The organism is Cupriavidus sp. C2SS-8b (genome assembly GCF_057073745.1).
Genome location: NZ_CP172717.1, coordinates 2,317,740 through 2,337,081, shown reverse-complemented (window position 1 = coordinate 2,337,081; position 19,342 = coordinate 2,317,740). Strand labels below are relative to the sequence as shown.

Genomic DNA, 19,342 nt, shown 5'->3' with positions numbered 1-19,342 from the left:
TCATAGTATCTGACATGCTCAGTCCGCATGAAATCGCCGCGCTGCTTCTGCTAGGCGATGCACAAGACATTGACGATCTCGAACCGGAACAACTGGATGGACTGCTGCTCCACAAACTGGTGACGCTGGAGCAGGGCCACGGCAACGGCAATGTCCACCCTCGCTTGACGCGTCAGGGGTATTCCATGCTCGATGCGATGCGCCGCATTCCATAGCCTGGCAAGGTGTCGGCGCGCGGACTTTACCCGAGCGTGCCGCCGAGCTTCGCGCTGATCGCTTGTGCCGCGCCGCGCACCGTGGGAATCAGCGCGCGCAGGCGTGGCTCGTCGGTGGAATCGGTCGTGCCGGTAACGCTGACGGCTGCCACGGTCTTGCCGCTGGCATCGCGGATCGGTACCGCGACGCAGCGGATGCCAGGCGCATTTTCTTCGAGGTCGAACGCATAGCCGCCTTGCGCGTAGGTGCGCATGCCGGCCAGCCAGGTGTCCAGCGGCAAGTGGATGTTGCCGCGCTCGGCATCGTACTGGTAGCGGGTGCGCCACGACGCCTCGCTCTCGTCGAGGATCAGCGCCTTGCCCACGCCCGTGCAGCAAACCGGCTTGCGTCCCCCGATGCGCGAATTGACGCCGATGGGACGCTGGGCATCGATCTTGTCGAGATAGATGATTTCGTCGCCATCGAGCATGGCCAGGTGGACGGTATCGCGCGTCTCGTCCGCGAGTTGCTCGATGTTCTGCCGCGCACTGCGGGCGATATCGGAATCACGGTAGGCGGCGAAGCCAAGCTCCAGCAGCCGTGCGCCCAGGCGGTAGCCACGGCGCGGTTCGAATTGCAGGTAGCGGGCTTGTACCAGTGCTGAGGCCAGCCGGTGGGTGGTGCTGAACGCCACACCGGTACGGTCGGCGATTTCCTGCACGGACTGGCAGCCGTCGGCAACGGCGTCGACCACATCCAGTCCGCGGAAAAGCGTCTGGCTGGCCAGGGTTCGAGTGGGGTTTGGCGTTCTTGACATGGCACGAAGTGTAACGCCGCCGGTGGGTGACCCACCAGCGGCGCCACGCTGTTGCTGCCCGGGCATCACACGATGCCCGGGCAGCACTGCCTTAGCGGTTCTTGAGCAGATCCAGCGCGACGTCGACGATCATGTCTTCCTGGCCGCCGACCATGCGGCGCTTGCCCAGTTCGACCAGGATGTCCACGGCCTTCAGGCCGTATTTGTTCGCGGCGATTTCGGAGTGGCGCAGGAAGCTGGAATAGACCCCGGCATAGCCGAGCGCCAGCGTTTCGCGGTCGACGCGGACCGGGCGGTCCTGCAGCGGCCGCACGATGTCGTCGGCGGCGTCCATCAGCTTGTACAGGTCCGTGCCATGTTCCCAGCCCAGGCGTTCGATGGCGGCGATAAACACTTCCAGCGGCGCGTTGCCGGCGCCGGCGCCCATGCCGGCCAGCGATGCGTCGATGCGGTCGCAGCCTTCTTCCACGGCGACGATCGAGTTGGCCACGCCGAGCGACAGGTTGTGGTGGGCGTGGATGCCCGTATGCGTGCTCGGGTCGAGCACCGCCTTCAGCGCGCGGAAGCGGTCGCGCACGTCCTGCATGCCCAGCGCGCCGCCCGAGTCCACCACGTAGATGGTGGTGGCGCCATACGATTCCATCTTCTTCGCCTCGGCCGCGAGGTTTTCCGGCGTGGTCATGTGGCTCATCATCAGGAAGCCCACGGTGTCCATGCCGAGTTCGCGTGCGCGTTCGATGTGCTGGCGCGACACATCGGCTTCGGTGCAATGCGTGGCCACGCGCACGATGCGCGCGCCGGCCTTGAAGGCATTGTCGAGATCGTGGATGGTGCCGATGCCGGGCAGCAGCAGCGTGGCGATCTTCGCGTGTTCGATCTCGCCCGCGACCGCTTCGATCCATTCGAGATCGGTGTGGGCGCCGAAGCCGTAGTTGAAGCTGGAGCCCTGCAGGCCGTCGCCGTGTGCCACTTCGATCGAATCGACGCGGGCCTGGTCCAGCGCGCGGGCGATGTCCTTGACGTTCTGGATCGAGTACTGGTGGCGGATGGCGTGGCTGCCATCGCGCAGCGTCACGTCGGAGATATAGAGTTTCTTGCCGGGATTGAAAGTCATGGCGCGTTTCCTCAGGCGTTCAGTGCGCATTGCGCCATGCGTTCGGCGGTGGCGAGCGCGGCGGAGGTCATGATGTCGAGATTGCCGGCGTAGGCAGGCAGGTAGTGCGCCGCGCCTTCCACCTCCAGGAACACCGAGGTCTTGAGGCCGCTGAAGCGGCCCAGGCCCGGGATGTTCAGCGGCGCATCGGCGGGGATCACGTCGAACTGCACGCGCTGCTTGAGCCGGTAGCCCGGCACATAGGCCTGCACGGCGGCGGCCATGTCGTTGATCGATGCTTCGACTTCTGTCTGGTTGGCGGCATCGCTGAGCACGTACACGGTGTCGCGCATGATCAGCGGCGGTTCCGCCGGGTTCAGCACGATGATGGCCTTGCCCTTGGTCGCGCCGCCGATGACCTCGATCGCCTTCGACGTGGTCTCGGTGAACTCGTCGATGTTGGCGCGCGTGCCGGGGCCGGCCGACTTGCTGCTGATCGATGCGACGATCTCCGCGTAGTGCACCTTCGCCACGCGCGACACCGCGGCGACCATCGGAATGGTGGCCTGGCCGCCGCAGGTGACCATGTTCACGTTACGCGCGTCGAGACGCGATTCCAGGTTGACCACGGGCACGCAGTACGGGCCGATGGCCGCTGGCGTCAGGTCGATCATGCGGATGTCCGGCTTCACCTCGCGCAGCCGCGCGTCGTTCCTGATATGGGCGCCCGCGCTCGTGGCGTCGAACACCACGTCGATGTCCTGGAAGACGGGAAGGTTCAGCAGGCCTTCCACGCCCTCATGCGTGGTGGCCACGCCCATGCGGGCGGCGCGCGCCAGGCCGTCCGACGCGGGGTCGATGCCGACCATGGCGCCCATTTCCAGGTGTTTCCCGTGGCGCAGGATCTTGATCATCAAGTCCGTGCCGATATTGCCCGATCCGATGATCGCGGCCTTCAGTTTCCGATTTGCCAATGGAGCCTCCGTCCTCGGGGCCGCCATGGCGGCGAACCCCATTTTTTTGAAGTGCTGTGAGTCGCAGGCCAAGACATCGCCGATCCGGGCCGGGAATGCTCCTGCGCTGCGGGGCAAGATTACTCCTCGGTTTCTGAAATATCAACATGTAAGATCTGTTATCATATATTGAGATAAAAAGTGAAAGGAGCGCCGCGCTGAAAGGCTGCCCGAGTATCGATCGGGTCATATAGGCGGTGGCGTGAGAGCTATTCGCTACTTCGCGTCATCGGGGCAGCCGTGCCGCAGCGGCGCCTTGTGCCGCCTATCGCGTCGGTGACATCGAATCGAATAAACGCCTGCGCGCAAAAGTTTCACTTCGCCTGGCGTTGGCGTCGTGGAGAATGGCATCCACTGTGGCTGCGGCTGTGCCACAAGACGGGCATTCGGGCGGGGCTTTCAAGCCCCGCGAGCTGGCCTTTCATGCAGCGCTTGATCGCGCGCATCACCCGAACTGAGGCGGGTATCGCGCATTGGTGTCCGGTAAGACCAAGGGCCGTTCAACGGAGAACTTCATGGCACGCATCAAAGCTCTGAGCTTGCTTGTTGTCACGCTCGCGGCGTGCAGCAGCACGCCGCCGCAGTCTTCCAATCCACCGGCGAGTCCGCCGGCACAGGCCACCACCGCTCCGGCGCAGACGCCGGCAAGCGCCGCGCCTGTCGATGCCAAGGCCGTCGACCCGGCGGCCATCCAGGCCCTGAAAAGCATGGGGGCGTACCTGCAAACGCTGAAGCAGTTCGAAGTGATGATCGAACTGTCAGGCGAACGCGTGCTGGCGGATGGTCAGAAGCTTCAGCACACTGCGACGGCGGATCTCGACGTGCAGCGCCCGAACAAGCTCCGTGCCGATATGCGCACCGTCAACGGGCGTCGCGAGCTGATCTATGACGGGAAGACCGTGACGCTCTACACGCCTGCGCAGAAGTACTACTCGCAGGCCAGGTTCGATGACAACCTGGGCGTTCTTGCCCAGCGCCTGCGCGAGCGCTTCGCCCTCGAAATCCCCTCGACCGACCTGTTCCTGTGGGGCACCGATGCCGCGCCGATGGACAATATGCAATCGGCGATGAACGCCGGGCAGGACATTGTCGGCGGCGAGGTCTGCGACCACTACGTGTTCCGGCAGGGAGAGATCGACTGGCAGATCTGGATCGCCACCGGCGCCCGCCCGCTGCCGCGCAAGCTGGTCATCACCAACCGCGCCGACGAGGCACGGCCCCAGTCGGTCACGCTCTACAAGTGGAGGCTGAGTCCGAAGTTCGGCAACGACGTCTTCGCGTTCAAGCCGCCGAAGGATGCCAAGGTGGCCGAATTCGTTCCGGTCAAGGCCAGGTAAAGGAGCGATGCCATGACATACCTATCCTGCAAGCGATTCGTGGTGGGCCTGGCGGTCCTGGGGCTGGCGACGGCTGGCTGGACACTTCCGGCGCAGGCACGGCCGGGCGGCGGCGGCCACGGCGGTGGCGGCTTGGGCGGCGGCGCGCATGCCGGCGGTGGACGCGCTGGCGGCGAGGCGCAGGGTGCGCGCCAGGTCAACAACCAGCGCGCCGACGTGCGCACCAACAATGTTCGCAGCAGCAGCGTGAACAACGTCAATAACGTCAATGCCAATCGCAACGTCAACGTCAACTCCAACCGCAACGTCAACGTGAACGTCGACAACAACGGATGCTGCGGCGGCGGTTGGGACCATCCGGTGGCAGCGGCGGCGGCCGTGACGGCTACCGTGGCGGTCACGGCTGCGGCGATTGGCTCGATGGTCCGGACCGTGCCGCCGGGCTGCGTGCCGGTGAACTATGGCGGCATGGTGTACCAGCAATGCGGTGCCACGTGGTACGCACCGCAGGGGTCGCAGTACATGGTGGTCAACCCGCCGTACTGACGGACCGGAGCAGGGCGGGGCCGCCAGTCCGTGTGCGCTGGCGGCCGCCTTTCACGGCGGCTTATACTGCGGAGGCGAAATGCGTTTGCGAAACGCGCGCCCCCAGACCCATGGCTCCGGTGGCCGCCAGCTTCGATTCGATCAACAGGAGCCTCCATGCATTCACCCATGATCCGCGCGCTGAGCGCCGCAGCGACGGCGATGCTGCTGGCCGCGGCTTCATCGGCAGCGTTCGCCGCCCCGCCCCCGGATAGCCGGCCTCTGGTGCTGGATACCCACAGTGGCATCAGCGACGGCAAGCGCGGCGGCACCGAGCTTCAGACCGCACCGCTTTCGCCACGCGGCGCAGCGGGGCCGCAGCAGAACATCGCACCGGAGGCGCAGTATCCGCTCGTCGTTGCACCGTACATCGAGGTGCCTGGTGGCGGGCAGAAACCTCCTTATCCTTCGCCGCGTCCGCGGCCTGCGCCACATATGCCGTAGAGCGGGACGTCGGATGGGCGCTGCGCGGCGGTCATCCGGTTGACGGGCTTTCCGGAAGCCGTTGCGGCTTGCGTGCCGGCACCTCCCACCACGACGGCAACATCTCCTGCACCTCCGCACGCGAATACCGGTCATCGATCAGCCACACCACGCCGCGGTCCTGCCGGGTGCGGATCACGCGGCCGGCTGCCTGGATGACCTTGCGCAGTCCCGGATACAGGTAGGCGTAGTCATAGCCATAGCCCTGGCCGAAGGCGGCTTCCATCCGCTCGCGCAGTTGTTCGTTGACAGGGTTCACCTGCGGCAGGCCCAGCGTGGCCACGAATGCGCCAATCAGCCGGTCGCCGGGAAGATCGACGCCTTCCGAGAACACGCCGCCCAGCACCGCGAAGCCAATGCCCTGACCGCCGGGCGCAAATGCCTCCAGGAATGCCGCCTGCCCGGCCTCGGTCATGCCGCGTGCCTGAGACCAGCTCGGGATATCGGGATGATGCTCGGCCAGCATGGCGGCGGCCTGCCGGAGGTAGTCATGGCTGCTGAAGAACGCCAGGTAGTTGCCGGGGCGCTGCGCGAACTGGTCGGCCATCAGTGCGACGATGGCCGGGAGCGAACGCTGCCGGTGGCTATAGCGCGTAGAGATATGGCGCGCGACATGCACGTCGAGCTGCTCCGCCTGGAATGGCGATGGCACTTCGACCCACACCGCACTGCCCGGCACGCCAAGCAGGTTGCGGTAGTAGTCGGCCGGCTGCAGCGTGGCCGAGAACAGCGTGGTCGAATGCGCGCCCGCGAATCGCGGGGCGAGGTACGGCGCGGGCAACAGGTTGCGCACGCATAGCGCGGCATCCATGCCGCCACGCTGGCGCGGCGTGCGCGTGATATCAAACAGCGAATGCTTGCCGCCGTATTCCGTCAGTTGTTCGGACAGGCGCAGGAAATGCATCGCGTCGAAATAGAAGCGCTCCAGTGCGGCATCGTGCCGCTGCGGCTGCGCGCTCATGTCGTCAATGATGGCAGTGCATAGCTGAGCGAGTGCCTCGATGAACGCGGCGGGCTCTTCATCGCGCGTTTCGTAGGTGGCCTCGCTGGATTTGGCGAGTGCGCTCCATTGCCGGTTGACCCGGTTCATCTCGCGCTTCAGCGTGCCAGGGGCCGACAGCCGCACGCCGCGGAAGACGGCATGGTCGAGCGTGACCGTGTACATGGCGCGGCCGCGTTCGACCAGGTTGTGCGCTTCGTCCACCAGCACGCTGACGCGCCATTCGTTCATCGCGGCCAGCGCATACAGCATCGCGCTGCGATCGAAGTAGTAGTTGTAGTCGGCCACTACCAGATCGCTCCAGCGGATCATCTCCTGCGCGAGGTAATACGGGCAGACCTCGTGCGCGCGGGCGATCTCCCGCACGCTTTGGCCGTCGAGCAGCGCCGCATGGCTGGCAGCGTCGCGCGCGGCGGGCAGGCGGTCGTAGAAGCCCTTCGCCAGCGGGCAAGAATCTCCATGGCAGGCCAGGTCGGGATGCTCGCACGCCTTGTCGCGCGCCATCAGTTCCAGCACACGCAGCGGCGCATCGCCGGGCTGGCGGCGCAATTGCGCGGTGGCCTGCAGCGCCACGGCGCGGCCCGTCGAGCGCGCGGACAGGAAGAAGATCTTGTCGAGACGCTGCGTGGGCATGGCCTTCAGCGCGGGAAACACCGTGCCGATCGATTTGCCGATGCCGGTCGGTGCCTGTGCCAGCAACGTGCGCGCACTGGCGTTGGCCTTGTAGACCGATTCGGCCAGCAGGCGCTGCCCGTCGCGGAACGTGCCATGAGGAAAGGCCAGTGCCTGCAGCCCGGCATCGCGATCGCTGCGATGCGCGATTTCCCGTTCGGCCCATTGCATGAAGCGGCGGCAGCTGCCCTCGAAAAACGCGCGCAGCGCCGTGGCGTCGCAGCGTTCCTTCAGCACGCGCTCGCGCTGGCTCTGGATATCGAAATACACCAGCGCCACGTCGATCTGCGCAAGGTTGCGCGACTCGCACAACAGCCAGCCGTAGATTTTCGCCTGCGCCCAGTGCAAGGCCTGGTGGTTCTGCGGGATCTCGATCTTGTCGCCGCGAACTGTCTTGATTTCTTCGACGCGGTTGGCCACGGGATCGTAGCCATCGGCGCGCCCGCGCACGCGCAGGCCTTCGAACTGGCCCGACAGCGTGACTTCGGACTCATAGCCGGACCCGCGGCGGCTGGTAACGACCCCATGGCCCGCCACGCCTTCCTGCCCGGTAGGCGAGGGCGTAAAGCGCAGGTCGAGGTCGCCCGCCTTGGCCGTGAATTCGCACAGCGTGCGGACGGCGACGGTATAGCGGGGCGGATCGGTTGGCGTGACGGACAAGGCGCGGGACGGCGAGGATTGCGGGGCTGTATGAATATACAGTGATCCAGCGCCTTCGGAAATATGCAATCCGCGTGTTCCCGACTAGCGGCGCGGAATCCTCCGCTGGCTGCTGCAGAACGACCAATATAGTGATTTACCCTATGAACACTACATACAAATCATGTACTTACGTTGATTGTAATTACAGATTACGTATCTTATACTCCGCCCGGTTGCGCGACACCTTAATCAAAACGCCTCAATCGAAGGACACAAGGACAAGGAGACAACCGTCATGCAATCCACGAGCCCAGCCACGACGATGGCGATTCCGCGCAGCAGCGTGCGCTGGAAAATCTTCCTGATGATGCTGCTGCTGGTGGCCATCAACTACATCGACCGTGCCTCGCTGTCGGTGGCCATGCCGCTGATTGCCAAGGAGTTCGACCTGAGTCCGGCGATGCAGGGGCTGATCCTCAGCTCCTTCTTCTGGACCTACGCCTTCATGCAGGTGCCGGGCGGCATGCTGGCCGACAAGTACAAGCCGCGCATCGTGATTGCCTGCGCCACCGTATTCTGGGGCTTCTTCCAGGCCATCGCGGCGGCCTGCACCAACGCCACTTCGCTGATGCTGACCCGCCTCGGGCTGGGCGCCGCCGAAGCGCCGATCTATCCGGCCGGCGGCAAGCTCAATGCGATCTGGATGACGAAGAACGAACGCGGCCGCGGCGCCACGCTGCTGGATGGCGGCGCACCGCTGGGCGCGGCGCTCGGCTCGCTCATCATCGCCGGGCTGATCAGCGAACTGGGATCGTGGCGCCTGTCGTTTGTGGTGGCGGGCGTGGGCACGGTGCTGGCCGGCTTCGTGGCGTGGTGGTACATCCGCAATTCGCCGCGCGAGCACAGCGGCGTCAATGAACAGGAGGCCCGTCATATCGAGGACGCGCTTGCCCTGGAGCACAGCGAGGAGCCGGCCAACCTGAGCGGCCGTTCGCTGGACTTCTTCAAGTACCGCTCGGTGTGGTGCATGGCGATCAGCTGGATGTGCTTCAACGCCGTGTTCTACGGCCTGCTGACCTGGATGCCGACCTACCTGAGCAAGGCCCGCGGCTTCGACCTGAAGACCATGGGCGGCGCGAGCTTCATCATCTTCTTCGCGGGCTTTGTCGGCGAACTGATCGGCGGCTGGATCGCCGACAAGTGGAAGGAGGCCGGCGGACGTCCCAACGTCGTGATGCGCACGCTGTTCGGGATCGCCGCCGTGGTGGCCACGGTGTCGATCTTCTCGGTGGCCTATGTCACTGATCCGGTGCTGGTGGTCGTGCTGCTGTCCTCGACCCTGTTCTTCCTGCGCTGGTGCGGCCTGTTCTGGTCGGTGCCGTCGATGCTGGGCACGCGCAACAAGGTGGGCTTTCTCGGCGGCGTGATGAACCTGGGCGGCAATATCGCCGGCATCAGCGTGCCGATCATCGTCGGCCTGATCGTGCAGGCCACGGGCTCGTACTTCCTGGCGCTGATGTTCTTTGCCGCCTGCGGTGTCGGCCTGCTGTTCGCATCCACCAGCATCGACTACGAGAAAAAGATTCCGGTCTGACGTCAACACGGCAGGACAGCAGGAACCGGAACACAGCAATTCCCGCATGAACAACAAGGAGGCGCCGCCCGTCGCGGACGGCGCTTGTCAGCGCATTGGCAGGAATCCCCAAACAAGGAAAACATGAAGCTCAAACTCATCGCCATTTCGGCTGGTCTGCTTGCATCGGCTGGCGCTTATGCCCAATCCAGCGTGACGCTTTACGGCGTGGTTGACGTCGGTATCGAGTATCTGAACAGCGTCCCGAATGCGGCCAAGAACAGTTCCAGCCTGGTGGCCATGCAATCGGGCAACCAGTCGGGTTCGCGCTGGGGCTTGCGCGGCGTAGAGGATCTGGGCGGCGGGCTGAAGGGCATCTATACGCTGGAGAGCGGTTTCAATATGGATGACGGCAAGATGGCCCAGGGCGGCCGGCTGTTTGGCCGCGCCGCATATGTCGGCTTGCAAAGCCGCTGGGGCCAACTGACCCTGGGACGCCACACGTCGCCGTTCTGGGATTTCTCCGGCGCATTCGATCCGATGGGCAACGCAGGCCGCTTCGCCATCGGCGCACAAGACCCGTTCATGCTTGGCCAGCGTGCGGACAACTCGGCCAAGTATGTTGGCAACTTCGGTGGCCTGACGGTGACCGGCCTGTACAGCTTCAACTACAACAACGCGGAAGTTCCGGGCAACTTCACCAACGGCCGGGAGTATTCGGTGCTGGCAACTTACGCCGCTGGCCCGTTGTCGGTCGGTGTCGTGTACGACCAGACCAACCAGTCGTCCGCCGCCGCCCTGTCCAGCAACCAGTTGATCCGCCGCGCGGCGATTGCCGGCAACTATGCATTTGGCCCGGCCAAGCTCTATGCCGGCTACCGTTACGCGCGCTCGTTCAATGGCGCTTCGCTGCCTGGCACTGCGGGTGCGGCGAATACCTATGCCAACCTCGCGTGGGCTGGACTGGGTTATCAGCTGACACCGACCTTCTCGCTGACCGGCGCGGCGTACTACCAGAACCTCGCCAACGCGCACGTCGGCAACCCGTGGCAATTCGTTGCGACGGCCGACTATCTCCTATCGAAGCGCACCGACGTGTACGCGACCATGGCTTACGCGGTGAACAGCAATCCGCGTTCGGGGCTAGGCGTGAACGGATTCAACGATGTGCTGGGTGCATCGTCAAGCGAACAGGTGGTGCCAGGCAAGAACCAGTTTGGCGCCGTAGTTGGCGTTCGCCACAAGTTCTGAGCGGTCGGCAGATTGCGCAATGAGCCCGGTTCTTCCGGGCTTTTTTTTGCGCCAACGCCGATCCGCGTGATTCTTAGCGCTCCTTATCTTCGTATGCTCTCATCCATTCGCTCAAAGATTCAGGCCATCTCCACTGGCATCGTCGTGACGGCCCTGGCACTGACGGCTGGCGTGACCTATGTCATCGTCCGCAACAGCAATCTCGAAACGATTCAGCAGAATCTCGACGCCATCGCGACCGGCCATGGCCTGGCGCTCGATGAGTGGGTGGCGGCCAAGGCCACGATGGTGAGCGCCGCGGCCGAACAGATTGCCCCGGGCGATCCGCAAGGCATCGTCCGCCAGTTGCAGAAGGCCGGCGCATTCCCGATTACCACCGCGGGCTGGAAGGACAAGTCCTTCGTGGCCAGCAAGGATCGCATGCCGGAAGGCTTCGATCCGACCGCGCGTCCCTGGTACAAGGAAACCGTGGCGGCGGGGAAGCCGATTGTCTCCACGCCCTACGCCGATGCCGCGAGCGGCAAGCCCTTCGTCTCGTTTGCCGCGCCGATCGTGCGTAGCGGTGCATTGGACGGCGTGGTGTCGGCGGTTGTGTCGCTGGATGGCGTTCGCGCCGTCGTTGCCGCGGTGCATCCGACTCCGGAGAGCCTGGGCTTTGTGGTGGACAAGGACGGAACTATCCTGGCGCACCCGCAGGACAAGTACATCCGCAAGCCGGCGCTTGAGTTGTCGCCGGCGCTGACGCCGCAGACGCTGGCGTCGCTGGCGACGGAGACCACGCCGCTAGAGGTCGAGCTGGATGGCACGGCCAAGCTGCTGCGCGCCAAGCCGATTCATGGCACCAACTGGCAACTGGTGGTGGCGCTGGACAAGGCAGAGGCCACGGCAGCGCTGAACAGCGTGGTCAAGGCGTCGGCCATTGCCATCGTGCTGTTGGCGGCCGTCGCAGCGTTGCTGAGCGGCGTGCTTACCGCGCGGGCATTCAGCCGGCTGTCGGGCGTTCGGGATGCGATGAACGAGATCGGATCGGGTGATGGTGATTTGACGCAACGGCTGCCTGCCGCAGGGCGTGACGAGGTGACGCAGATTGCGGTCTCATTCAATACCTTTGTCGAGAAACTCGGGGGCGTGTTGTTGCGGATTCGCCATGGCAGCGAGTCCGTGAAGATTGCGACCCGCGAGATCGAAGCCGGCAATCAGGACCTTTCGCGCCGGACCGAAATGGCGGCCAGCAATCTGGAGGAAACGGTCGCTTCGCTGTCCGAGCTGACGGGTTCCGTGAGGCGATCCGCCGAAGCGACGGTGCAGGCCACGCGTCTTGCCTCATCCGCGAGCGAGGCCGCTGCGCGGGGCGGTACGGTGGTGTCGGATGTGGTGGCGACGATGGCGGACATCGCGCAGTCTTCCGCGAAGATCGTGGAGATCATCGGGGTGATTGATGGCATCGCGTTCCAGACCAATATCCTGGCGCTGAATGCGTCGGTGGAAGCGGCGCGCGCCGGCGAGCATGGGAAGGGCTTTGCGGTGGTGGCGAATGAAGTGCGTGGGCTTTCTCATCGCTGCGCGACGGCTGCGAAAGAGATCAAGGCGTTGATCGAGGCTTCCGATCTCAGCGTTCAGTCGGGCGCGCAACGCGTGCAGGCGGCGGGGGAGGCGATGAAGGAAATCGACGATGGCATTCGTCGCGTTACTTCGCTGATTGGGGAGATCAGTGCGTCCATGGGGGATCAGGCCACCGGGATCAGCCAGATCAACCAGGCTGTGGAGGAGATGGAACAGGCAACGCAGCAGAACGCGGCGTTGGTGGAGCAGGCGACTGCGGCGTCATCGCTGTTGAATGAGCAGGCTCATACGTTGGCGGAGGCGGTGGGGGAGTTTAGGTTGGGGGAGGGGGGAAATAATCGGTGATGACCAGGGCGTCGCTCTTGGCATGCGCCGCGGGCCTGTCAGAAATTTTGTGTTTAGGGCATAACATGTCGCCAAGGAGCATGTCATGCCACGTAGAAACAAGACGAGTCAGGCCGCCGATCGTGAGCTGCCGATCATTCCCGAGGATCTGATCGCCCATTTCGTAAAGGGCCCGATGACTGCCGAGGCCGTGCAGGACGCCTCAATGGCATTCAAGAAGGCCCTGATCGAGCGGGCCTTGGGCGCTGAACTCGGTCATCATCTGGGCTACCCGGCTGGCGCTGAGCGCCCAGCCGGCACAGCCAATCAACGCAATGGCAAGAGTGCTAAGACGGTTTTGACCGAGGACGGGCCGCTGCGAGTGGATATTCCGCGCGACCGCGACGGCAGCTTCGATCCGATCCTGATTCCCAAGCACGAGCGACGCTTCACCGGGTTCGACGACAAGATCGTCGCCATGTACGCCCGCGGCATGACCGTGCGCGAGATCCAGGCGTTTCTGGCCGAACAGTACGGCACCGAGGTGTCGCCAGAATTCATCAGTTCTGTAACTGATGCAGTCATGGACGAGGTCACCACCTGGCAAGCCCGCCCGCTGGAGGCGATGTACCCGGTGGTGTTCTTCGACGCGCTGCGGGTCAAGATGCGTGAGGACGGCGTGGTACGCAACAAGGCCGTCTATCTGGCCTTGGGCGTGCTGCCCGACGGCACGCGCGACATCCTGGGCCTGTGGATCGAGAGCACCGAAGGCGCCAAGTTCTGGATGAAGGTGTTCAACGACCTGAAGATCCGTGGCACGCAGGACATCCTGATTGCAGTGACCGACGGGCTCAAGGGCATGGAACAGGCCCTGAACGCGGTGTTCCCGGCCACGACGCTACAGACCTGCATCGTGCATCTGATCCGAAACAGCTTGAGCTACGCCGGTTGGAAAGAGCGCCGGACCGTGGCTGCGGCGCTTAAGCCCGTGTACACCGCGCCCACTGTTGAGGCGGCGCTGGCCGAACTGGCGGCGTTCGAGCAGAGCGAATGGGCTAAGAAATACCCCCCGATCGCCGCGTCCTGGCGTCGCGCCTGGGATCAGGTGATCCCGTTCTTTACATTCCCACCGGCGATCCGCAAGATCATCTACACGACGAACGCGATCGAGAGCATCAACGCGCAACTACGTAAGATCATCAAGACTCGGGGGCACTTCCCCAGTGACGAGGCGGCAACGAAGCTGCTATGGCTGGCCCTGCGCAACATCACCGGTAAGTGGGGCAGCTCAACGCATGACTGGAAGGCTGCCATGAACCAGTTTGCGATTCTCTATGAGGAACGCTTTACCCACCCGCATCACTGAGATAATGCTGGCTCACCGGTTAAGTCGACGGTGCGCCTTTAACTGCCCTGAACACAAAAACGCTGACAGGCCCTGCGCCGCTGTTTCGCCGGCGGCGCCTGCCAAGGGCGACAACCCAGTCATAACCCCAGAACCCCGCCGGCTACGCCGGCGAAACAGCGGCGCATGCCAAGCGCGACAACCCAGTCATCGCCAGCCAGGCCCGCAAAAATCCCTTACTTCGCCGTAGGCATCGCAAACTCCGCCCCCCGCGCCATATCATCCGGCCACCGCTGCATGACACTCTTCTGCCGCGTATAAAACCGCACGCCTTCCTCCCCATACGCATGCATGTCGCCGAACAGCGAGCGCTTCCAGCCGCCGAAGCCGTGCCACGCCATCGGCACCGGAATCGGCACGTTGATGCCAACCATCCCGACCTCGATCCTGCGCGCGAACTCGCGCGCAACCTGGCCATCACGCGTGTAGCAAGCCACGCCGTTGCCAAACTCATGGTCATTAACCAGCTTCGCAGCCTGCGCAAAATCATCCACCCGCACGCATGACAGCACCGGCCCGAAGATCTCCTCCTTGTAGATGCGCATGTCAGGCGTGACGTTGTCGAACAGCGTGCCACCGGTAAAGAAGCCTTGCTCGTGCCCCGGCACCTTGTAGTTGCGGCCATCGACCACCAGCTTCGCGCCTTCTTCCACGCCAAGAGCGATGTAGTTCTCGATGCGTTCCAGCGCCTGCCCAGTGACCACCGGCCCCATCTCGGCCGCCGCATCCATGCCGTTGCGGATCACCAGCTCCCGCGCACGGGCTTCCAGCTTCGGCAGGATCTTGTCGGCCACGTCGCCAACCAGCACCGCGACCGAGATCGCCATGCAACGCTCGCCGGCAGAGCCGTAGGCCGCACCGATAAGCCCATCCACGGCCTGGTCGATATCCGCGTCCGGCATCACCACCATGTGGTTCTTGGCGCCGCCCAGCGCCTGCACGCGCTTGCCCAGCCGCGCGCCGGTCTCGTAGATGTAGTTGGCGATCGGCGTGGAGCCGACGAAGCTAACCGCCTTCACGTCGGCGTGATGGAGCAGGGCGTCAACCACGGTCTTGTCGCCCTGCACGACGTTGAACACGCCATCGGGCAGGCCCGCCTGCTTGAGCAGCGCGGCCATGAACAGCGATGCCGAAGGATCGCGCTCGCTCGGCTTCAGGATGAAGCAGTTGCCGGCCGCGATCGCCACCGGGAACATCCAGCACGGCACCATGCAAGGGAAGTTGAACGGCGTGATGCCGGCCACCACACCCAATGGCTGGCGCAGCGTCCAGTTGTCCATGCCGGTCGAGACCTGGTCCGTGAAATCGCCCTTGAGCAGCTGCGGAATCCCGCAGGCGAATTCGATGATGTCGATGCCGCGGCTGACTTCGCCGGCGGCGTCGCTCAATACCTTGCCGTGCTCGGCCGTGATGATGGCGGCCAGCTCGTCCTTGTGCTGGTTCATCAGCTCCAGGAACTTCAGCATGACGCGCGCGCGCCGGATCGGCGGCGTGTCGGCCCACCTGGGGAATGCCGCCAGCGAGCTGGCGACCGCGGCATCGACGTCCTCGACCGTGCCAAGCCGGACCTGCCGCGCCACCGCACCGGTAGCCGGATTGAACACGGCCTGCGAGCGCGTGCCCGAACCCGCGAAGCGTTCGCCGGAAACAAAGTGGATCACGTCTGCGGAGTCGTTGTAAGGCGCGGTCATGGAAATCTCCTGTGCGGTCTGGCGAGCCTGCAAGGCCGCCGTGTCTGGGAATGAGGCGAGTGTAGGAAGGCGCGCGAGTCGCGGCTAGCCACCCGCAGGCGAATTCACTGTTCAGGATTTTTAGATACTGGCATGCTATAGACACGAACTATAGGCGTCTCAAGTGATGCGAAAGGAGTCTCTGGATGACAAAAGCCAACGTAGAGGAACTCTGGGAGCACCTGCACTGGCTGGTCGTACTGCAGCAGCAGGGCAGCTTCAGCAAGGCCGCCGCGCGGCTAGGCGTCAGCAAGGCGTCGATGAGCCAGCACATCGCCGACCTCGAAAAGGCAGCCGGCATCATGCTCGTGCAGCGCACCACGCGCAGCGCCACGCTGACCGATGCCGGCCGGCAACTGGTCGATTCGATGCGCGGCGCCTTCGAGCAGATCGCCGCGGGCTACGCCAATGTCCGTGACCTGGCCGGCGCCCCGCGCGGCTTCCTGCGCGTCACCGCGCCGGTGGCGTTTTCCAGGCAGCAGCTGGTGCCCTTGCTGCCCGGATTCCTGCGCCGCTATCCGCAGATCCAGGTCGAGCTGGACATGTCCGATCGCCTGCGCCCGCTCGCGCAGGAAGGCTTCGACATTGCCGTGCGGCATACCTCCACGCCTCCCGAAACCCATGTCGCCTGGACGCTGGCCGCGACGCGCACGGTGCTGGTGGCCAGCCGTTCGTATCTCAGGACCCGAAGCGCGCCCGAATTGCCGCAGGCACTGGCCGATCACGCCTGCCTGCACTATCCGCGCCGGCAAGGCACCGCCACATGGACCTTTGTGCCCGAATCGCCGGACGCGAGCGCGGGGCATGCCGATCCGGTCACGGTCCCCGTCGCCGGTCCGCTCGCGGTCAACAACAGCGAGGCGTTGCGGGATGCCGCCATTGAAGGCCTCGGTATCGCGCTGCTGCCGGACTTCAGCGCCCAGTCCGCGCTGGAAAGCGGCAGGCTGGTCGAACTGCTGCCGCAGTGGCGCGCGACCGGAGCGTTTGGTGACTGGCTCTACGCCATCCGGCCGTACTCCGCACACGCGTCGCGCGTTTCGCAGGTGCTGGTCGAGTACCTGAGGGAGTCGTTCTCGCAAGGCTTTGCGTTCCGCCCGCCGGCACAGGTCTGAGGTCGATCGCAATGAGATATCCAAAAGTCACATTGCGATCTTAACTTCAAAAAATATCAACTTATATCCAATTGCTTCAGGAATATCGATTACTTAAACTTTATTCAACCCAACCACAGAAGACCACGGCCGGAATAGAACGGTCGGGTACGGAGACAAATGCTCGGTTCGGAACTCGTCATCCAGGCGCTTGCACGCCGCGGTGTCACCACCCTTTTCAGTCTGTCCGGCAACCAGATCATGCCGCTCTACGACGCGTGCATCGATGCCGGCATCCGCATCGTCCACGTCCGCCATGAAGCCGCAGCGGTATTCATGGCCGATGCGTGGTCGCAGGTCACGGGCGAACTCGGCGTAGCGCTGCTGACTGCCGCGCCGGGTATCGCCAACGGTATTGCGCCGCTGTTCTCCGCGTCGCAGGCCGAGAGCGCCGTGCTGGTGTTGTCGGGCGACTCGTCCGTGGCCGAAGACGGCATGGGTGCGTTCCAGGAACTGGACCAGGCGGCCATGACGGCGCCGCTGACCAAATGGTCAAAGCGCGTGACCGATGCCCGCTCGCTCGTCTCCACGCTGGACACCGCCGTGTCGACCGCAATGGCCGATCGTCGCGGCCCGGTTCACCTGGCATTGCCGTTCGACCTGATGACGCGCGAATCCGGCCTCGATGCGCTGCCGCCGCAGATGCTCGATGCCAAACCGGTGGAGCCGGCCGCGAGCACCATCGAGACCATCGCGCAGTTGCTGGGCCAGGCACGCCGGCCGCTGATTCTTGCGGGACCGACGCTGTGCCGGGACCGCAATCGCCGGGCGCTGCCCGCACATAGCCAGGCCTTGAACGCGCCGATCATGCCGATGGAAAGCCCGCGCGGATTGCGTGATCCGTCGCTGGGCGCGATTGCCGAGGTCGTCTCGGAATCCGACCTGATCATCCTGCTCGGCAAGCGCCTCGACTTCACGGTGGGATTTGGCCGCGAGAACGTCTTTGGCAAGACGGCCCGAGTTGTGGCGATCGATCCCGACGTGGATATGCTGCGCCGCGCGGAAAGGCTGCTCGGCGACCGCCTTGCCGCGCGCTGCGTGGCGGATGTGTCCGTCGCACTTGAGCGGCTGGAGCAAGCATCGCGACCGCCCGGGCAGGATCGCCTTGCGTGGATGGAGCGTGTTGACGCAGCGCGGCGGGAACGCGGGCAGGCGCCGGCCGGATCGGAAGCGGATATCCATCCACGCGCCTTGTGCGAAACCGTCAATCAGTTCCTCAACGGTGTACCCGAACCGATCCTGGTCTGCGATGGCGGTGAGTTCGGCCAGTGGGCACAGGCGTTCTGCACCGCGCCGACGCGAATCATCAACGGCGTGTCCGGCGCGATCGGCGGCGGCATCTGCTATGCCATCGCCGCGAAGATCGCCCGGCCCGAGGCCACGGTTGTCCTGCTGATGGGCGATGGCACCGCGGGCTTCCATCTTTCCGAATTCGACACCGCGGTGCGCGAACAGGCCGGCGTCATTGCCGTGATCGGCAACGACCTGCGCTGGAACGCGGAACACGTCATCCAGCAACGCACCTACGGCGAAGACCGACTGATCGGCTGCGGGCTGAGCGCCGCGGCACGCTACGACGCGGCGGTGGCCGGGCTGGGCGGGTTCGGGGCGTTCGTCGAACGCATCGATGCGCTGGCGCCTGCATTGCAGGCAGCGCTCGACAGCGGCAAGCCCGCATGCATCAACGTCCGCATGGAAGGCGAGCCCGCGCCGGTGTTCGCGCGCAACCAGGCTGGCGCATCGGCGCATTGAACGACACGAAGGGGGAGACAGTGATGGAGGCGACCAAGGCCGCGCAGCGCATGCTCACGGTACGCATTGCACGCGGCACCGAAGAGGGCAGCTTCACCACCTACGAGGTGCCATGGCGTGAAAACCAGACCGTACTCGATGTGGTCACCGAGGTGCAGCGCCGCCTCGACCCGACGCTGTCCTACCGCTTCGCGTGCCGCGTCGGCGTATGCGGCTCCTGCGCGATGACCGTCAACGGCCGTCCGCGCTGGACCTGCCGCACGCACGTGAGCCGCGTGGAAGAGGATGGCGTGATCGTGATCGAGCCGTTGCGCAATATGCCGCGCATCAAGGATCTCGTGGTCGATATGTCGGAGTTCTTCGACAAGTGGAAGAAGGCCGGCAATACCTTCGTCGGCACGGCCACGCGCGACGATCCGCCGGCCGCCGTCTCGCCGGCCAGCCGCAAGCGCAAGATGGCCGACGCCGCGATCGAATGCATCAACTGCGGGGTCTGCTATGCGGCCTGCGATGTGGTGTCGTGGGACAAGGAATACCTCGGGCCGGCCGCGCTGAACCGCGCCTGGACGCTGTTCAACGACGAGCGCCACGCCGACCCCAAGGACGTGCTGCGCAAGGCCACCTCCGGCAGCGGCTGCAATGCCTGTCACACGCAAGGCAATTGCATGACGCACTGCCCGGTCAGCCTGAGCCCGACGGGGAGCATCGCGGGCCTGAAGAAGAACGCACTGCTGCAGTTCCTGAAGGGAGGCTGAT

At 64.6% G+C, this 19,342-nt stretch carries 16 protein-coding genes; 11 read left to right on the top strand and 5 right to left on the bottom strand.

Annotated features, from left to right (window positions below):
* Positions 1-14 precede the first annotated feature (14 nt).
* Positions 15-215 (top strand): hypothetical protein, encoded by a 201-nt coding sequence (locus ACIGJB_RS27505; protein ID WP_483733124.1) that lies wholly within the window; start codon positions 15-17, stop codon positions 213-215.
* Between the two features lie 26 nt (positions 216-241).
* Here the strand turns inward: ACIGJB_RS27505 and ACIGJB_RS27500 are convergent, their stop codons facing one another.
* The 3 genes from ACIGJB_RS27500 to ACIGJB_RS27490 form a co-directional block, all read right to left on the bottom strand.
* The gene (locus ACIGJB_RS27500) at positions 242-1,012 is read right to left on the bottom strand and encodes an IclR family transcriptional regulator (RefSeq protein ID WP_483733123.1); all 771 of its coding nucleotides are present in this window, start codon (positions 1,010-1,012) and stop codon (positions 242-244) included.
* A 91-nt stretch (positions 1,013-1,103) separates the two neighbouring features.
* A complete protein-coding gene (gene dmpG / locus ACIGJB_RS27495) occupies positions 1,104-2,126 on the bottom strand; it encodes a 4-hydroxy-2-oxovalerate aldolase (RefSeq protein WP_483733122.1) in 1,023 nt (340 codons plus the stop codon).
* A gap of 11 nt (positions 2,127-2,137) precedes the next feature.
* Positions 2,138-3,106, bottom strand: a complete 969-nt coding sequence (locus ACIGJB_RS27490; RefSeq protein WP_483733121.1) for an acetaldehyde dehydrogenase (acetylating) — start codon at positions 3,104-3,106, stop codon at positions 2,138-2,140.
* 527 nt (positions 3,107-3,633) lie between these two features.
* On the opposite strand from ACIGJB_RS27490, the gene ACIGJB_RS27485 reads away from it, so the two are divergent.
* From ACIGJB_RS27485 to ACIGJB_RS27475, 3 genes are all read left to right on the top strand, one after another.
* Positions 3,634-4,455: a DUF2092 domain-containing protein gene (locus ACIGJB_RS27485; protein ID WP_483733120.1), complete on the top strand. Its 822-nt coding sequence runs from the start codon at positions 3,634-3,636 to the stop codon at positions 4,453-4,455.
* Between the two features lie 12 nt (positions 4,456-4,467).
* A complete protein-coding gene (locus tag ACIGJB_RS27480; protein ID WP_483733119.1) occupies positions 4,468-5,001 on the top strand; it encodes a hypothetical protein in 534 nt (177 codons plus the stop codon).
* Positions 5,002-5,157: 156 nt separating this feature from the next.
* The gene (locus ACIGJB_RS27475; RefSeq protein WP_483733118.1) at positions 5,158-5,484 is read left to right on the top strand and encodes a hypothetical protein; all 327 of its coding nucleotides are present in this window, start codon (positions 5,158-5,160) and stop codon (positions 5,482-5,484) included.
* Positions 5,485-5,515: 31 nt separating this feature from the next.
* Here the strand turns inward: ACIGJB_RS27475 and ACIGJB_RS27470 are convergent, their stop codons facing one another.
* Positions 5,516-7,855, bottom strand: coding sequence for an ATP-dependent DNA helicase (locus ACIGJB_RS27470; RefSeq protein ID WP_483733117.1), 2,340 nt, complete (start codon positions 7,853-7,855; stop codon positions 5,516-5,518).
* 277 nt (positions 7,856-8,132) lie between these two features.
* On the opposite strand from ACIGJB_RS27470, the gene ACIGJB_RS27465 reads away from it, so the two are divergent.
* The 4 genes from ACIGJB_RS27465 to ACIGJB_RS27450 all read left to right on the top strand — a co-directional run bounded on the left by ACIGJB_RS27465 (position 8,133) and on the right by ACIGJB_RS27450 (position 13,914).
* Positions 8,133-9,431, top strand: coding sequence for an MFS transporter (locus tag ACIGJB_RS27465; protein ID WP_483733116.1), 1,299 nt, complete (start codon positions 8,133-8,135; stop codon positions 9,429-9,431).
* A gap of 123 nt (positions 9,432-9,554) precedes the next feature.
* On the top strand, positions 9,555-10,661 hold the full coding sequence (locus tag ACIGJB_RS27460) for a porin (protein WP_483733115.1): 1,107 nt from the start codon (positions 9,555-9,557) through the stop codon (positions 10,659-10,661).
* A 93-nt stretch (positions 10,662-10,754) separates the two neighbouring features.
* A complete protein-coding gene (locus ACIGJB_RS27455; protein ID WP_483734676.1) occupies positions 10,755-12,569 on the top strand; it encodes a methyl-accepting chemotaxis protein in 1,815 nt (604 codons plus the stop codon).
* 85 nt (positions 12,570-12,654) lie between these two features.
* Positions 12,655-13,914 carry an IS256 family transposase gene (locus ACIGJB_RS27450; RefSeq protein ID WP_483730391.1) on the top strand — a complete coding sequence of 420 codons (1,260 nt, stop codon included), beginning with the start codon at positions 12,655-12,657 and terminating at the stop codon, positions 13,912-13,914.
* 215 nt (positions 13,915-14,129) lie between these two features.
* On the opposite strand, the gene ACIGJB_RS27445 is transcribed toward ACIGJB_RS27450, so the two are convergent.
* Positions 14,130-15,644 carry a CoA-acylating methylmalonate-semialdehyde dehydrogenase gene (locus tag ACIGJB_RS27445; RefSeq protein ID WP_483733114.1) on the bottom strand — a complete coding sequence of 505 codons (1,515 nt, stop codon included), beginning with the start codon at positions 15,642-15,644 and terminating at the stop codon, positions 14,130-14,132.
* Positions 15,645-15,829: 185 nt separating this feature from the next.
* Between ACIGJB_RS27445 and ACIGJB_RS27440 the strand changes: the two genes are divergently transcribed.
* The 3 genes from ACIGJB_RS27440 to ACIGJB_RS27430 all read left to right on the top strand — a co-directional run bounded on the left by ACIGJB_RS27440 (position 15,830) and on the right by ACIGJB_RS27430 (position 19,341).
* Entirely contained in the window at positions 15,830-16,795 is a 966-nt protein-coding gene (locus tag ACIGJB_RS27440) for a LysR family transcriptional regulator (RefSeq protein ID WP_483733113.1), read from the top strand.
* Positions 16,796-16,954: 159 nt separating this feature from the next.
* Positions 16,955-18,586 carry a thiamine pyrophosphate-binding protein gene (locus tag ACIGJB_RS27435; protein ID WP_483733112.1) on the top strand — a complete coding sequence of 544 codons (1,632 nt, stop codon included), beginning with the start codon at positions 16,955-16,957 and terminating at the stop codon, positions 18,584-18,586.
* 23 nt (positions 18,587-18,609) lie between these two features.
* Complete coding sequence (locus ACIGJB_RS27430) at positions 18,610-19,341, top strand: succinate dehydrogenase/fumarate reductase iron-sulfur subunit (RefSeq protein ID WP_483733111.1); 732 nt, start codon at positions 18,610-18,612, stop codon at positions 19,339-19,341.
* Position 19,342 lies beyond the last annotated feature (1 nt).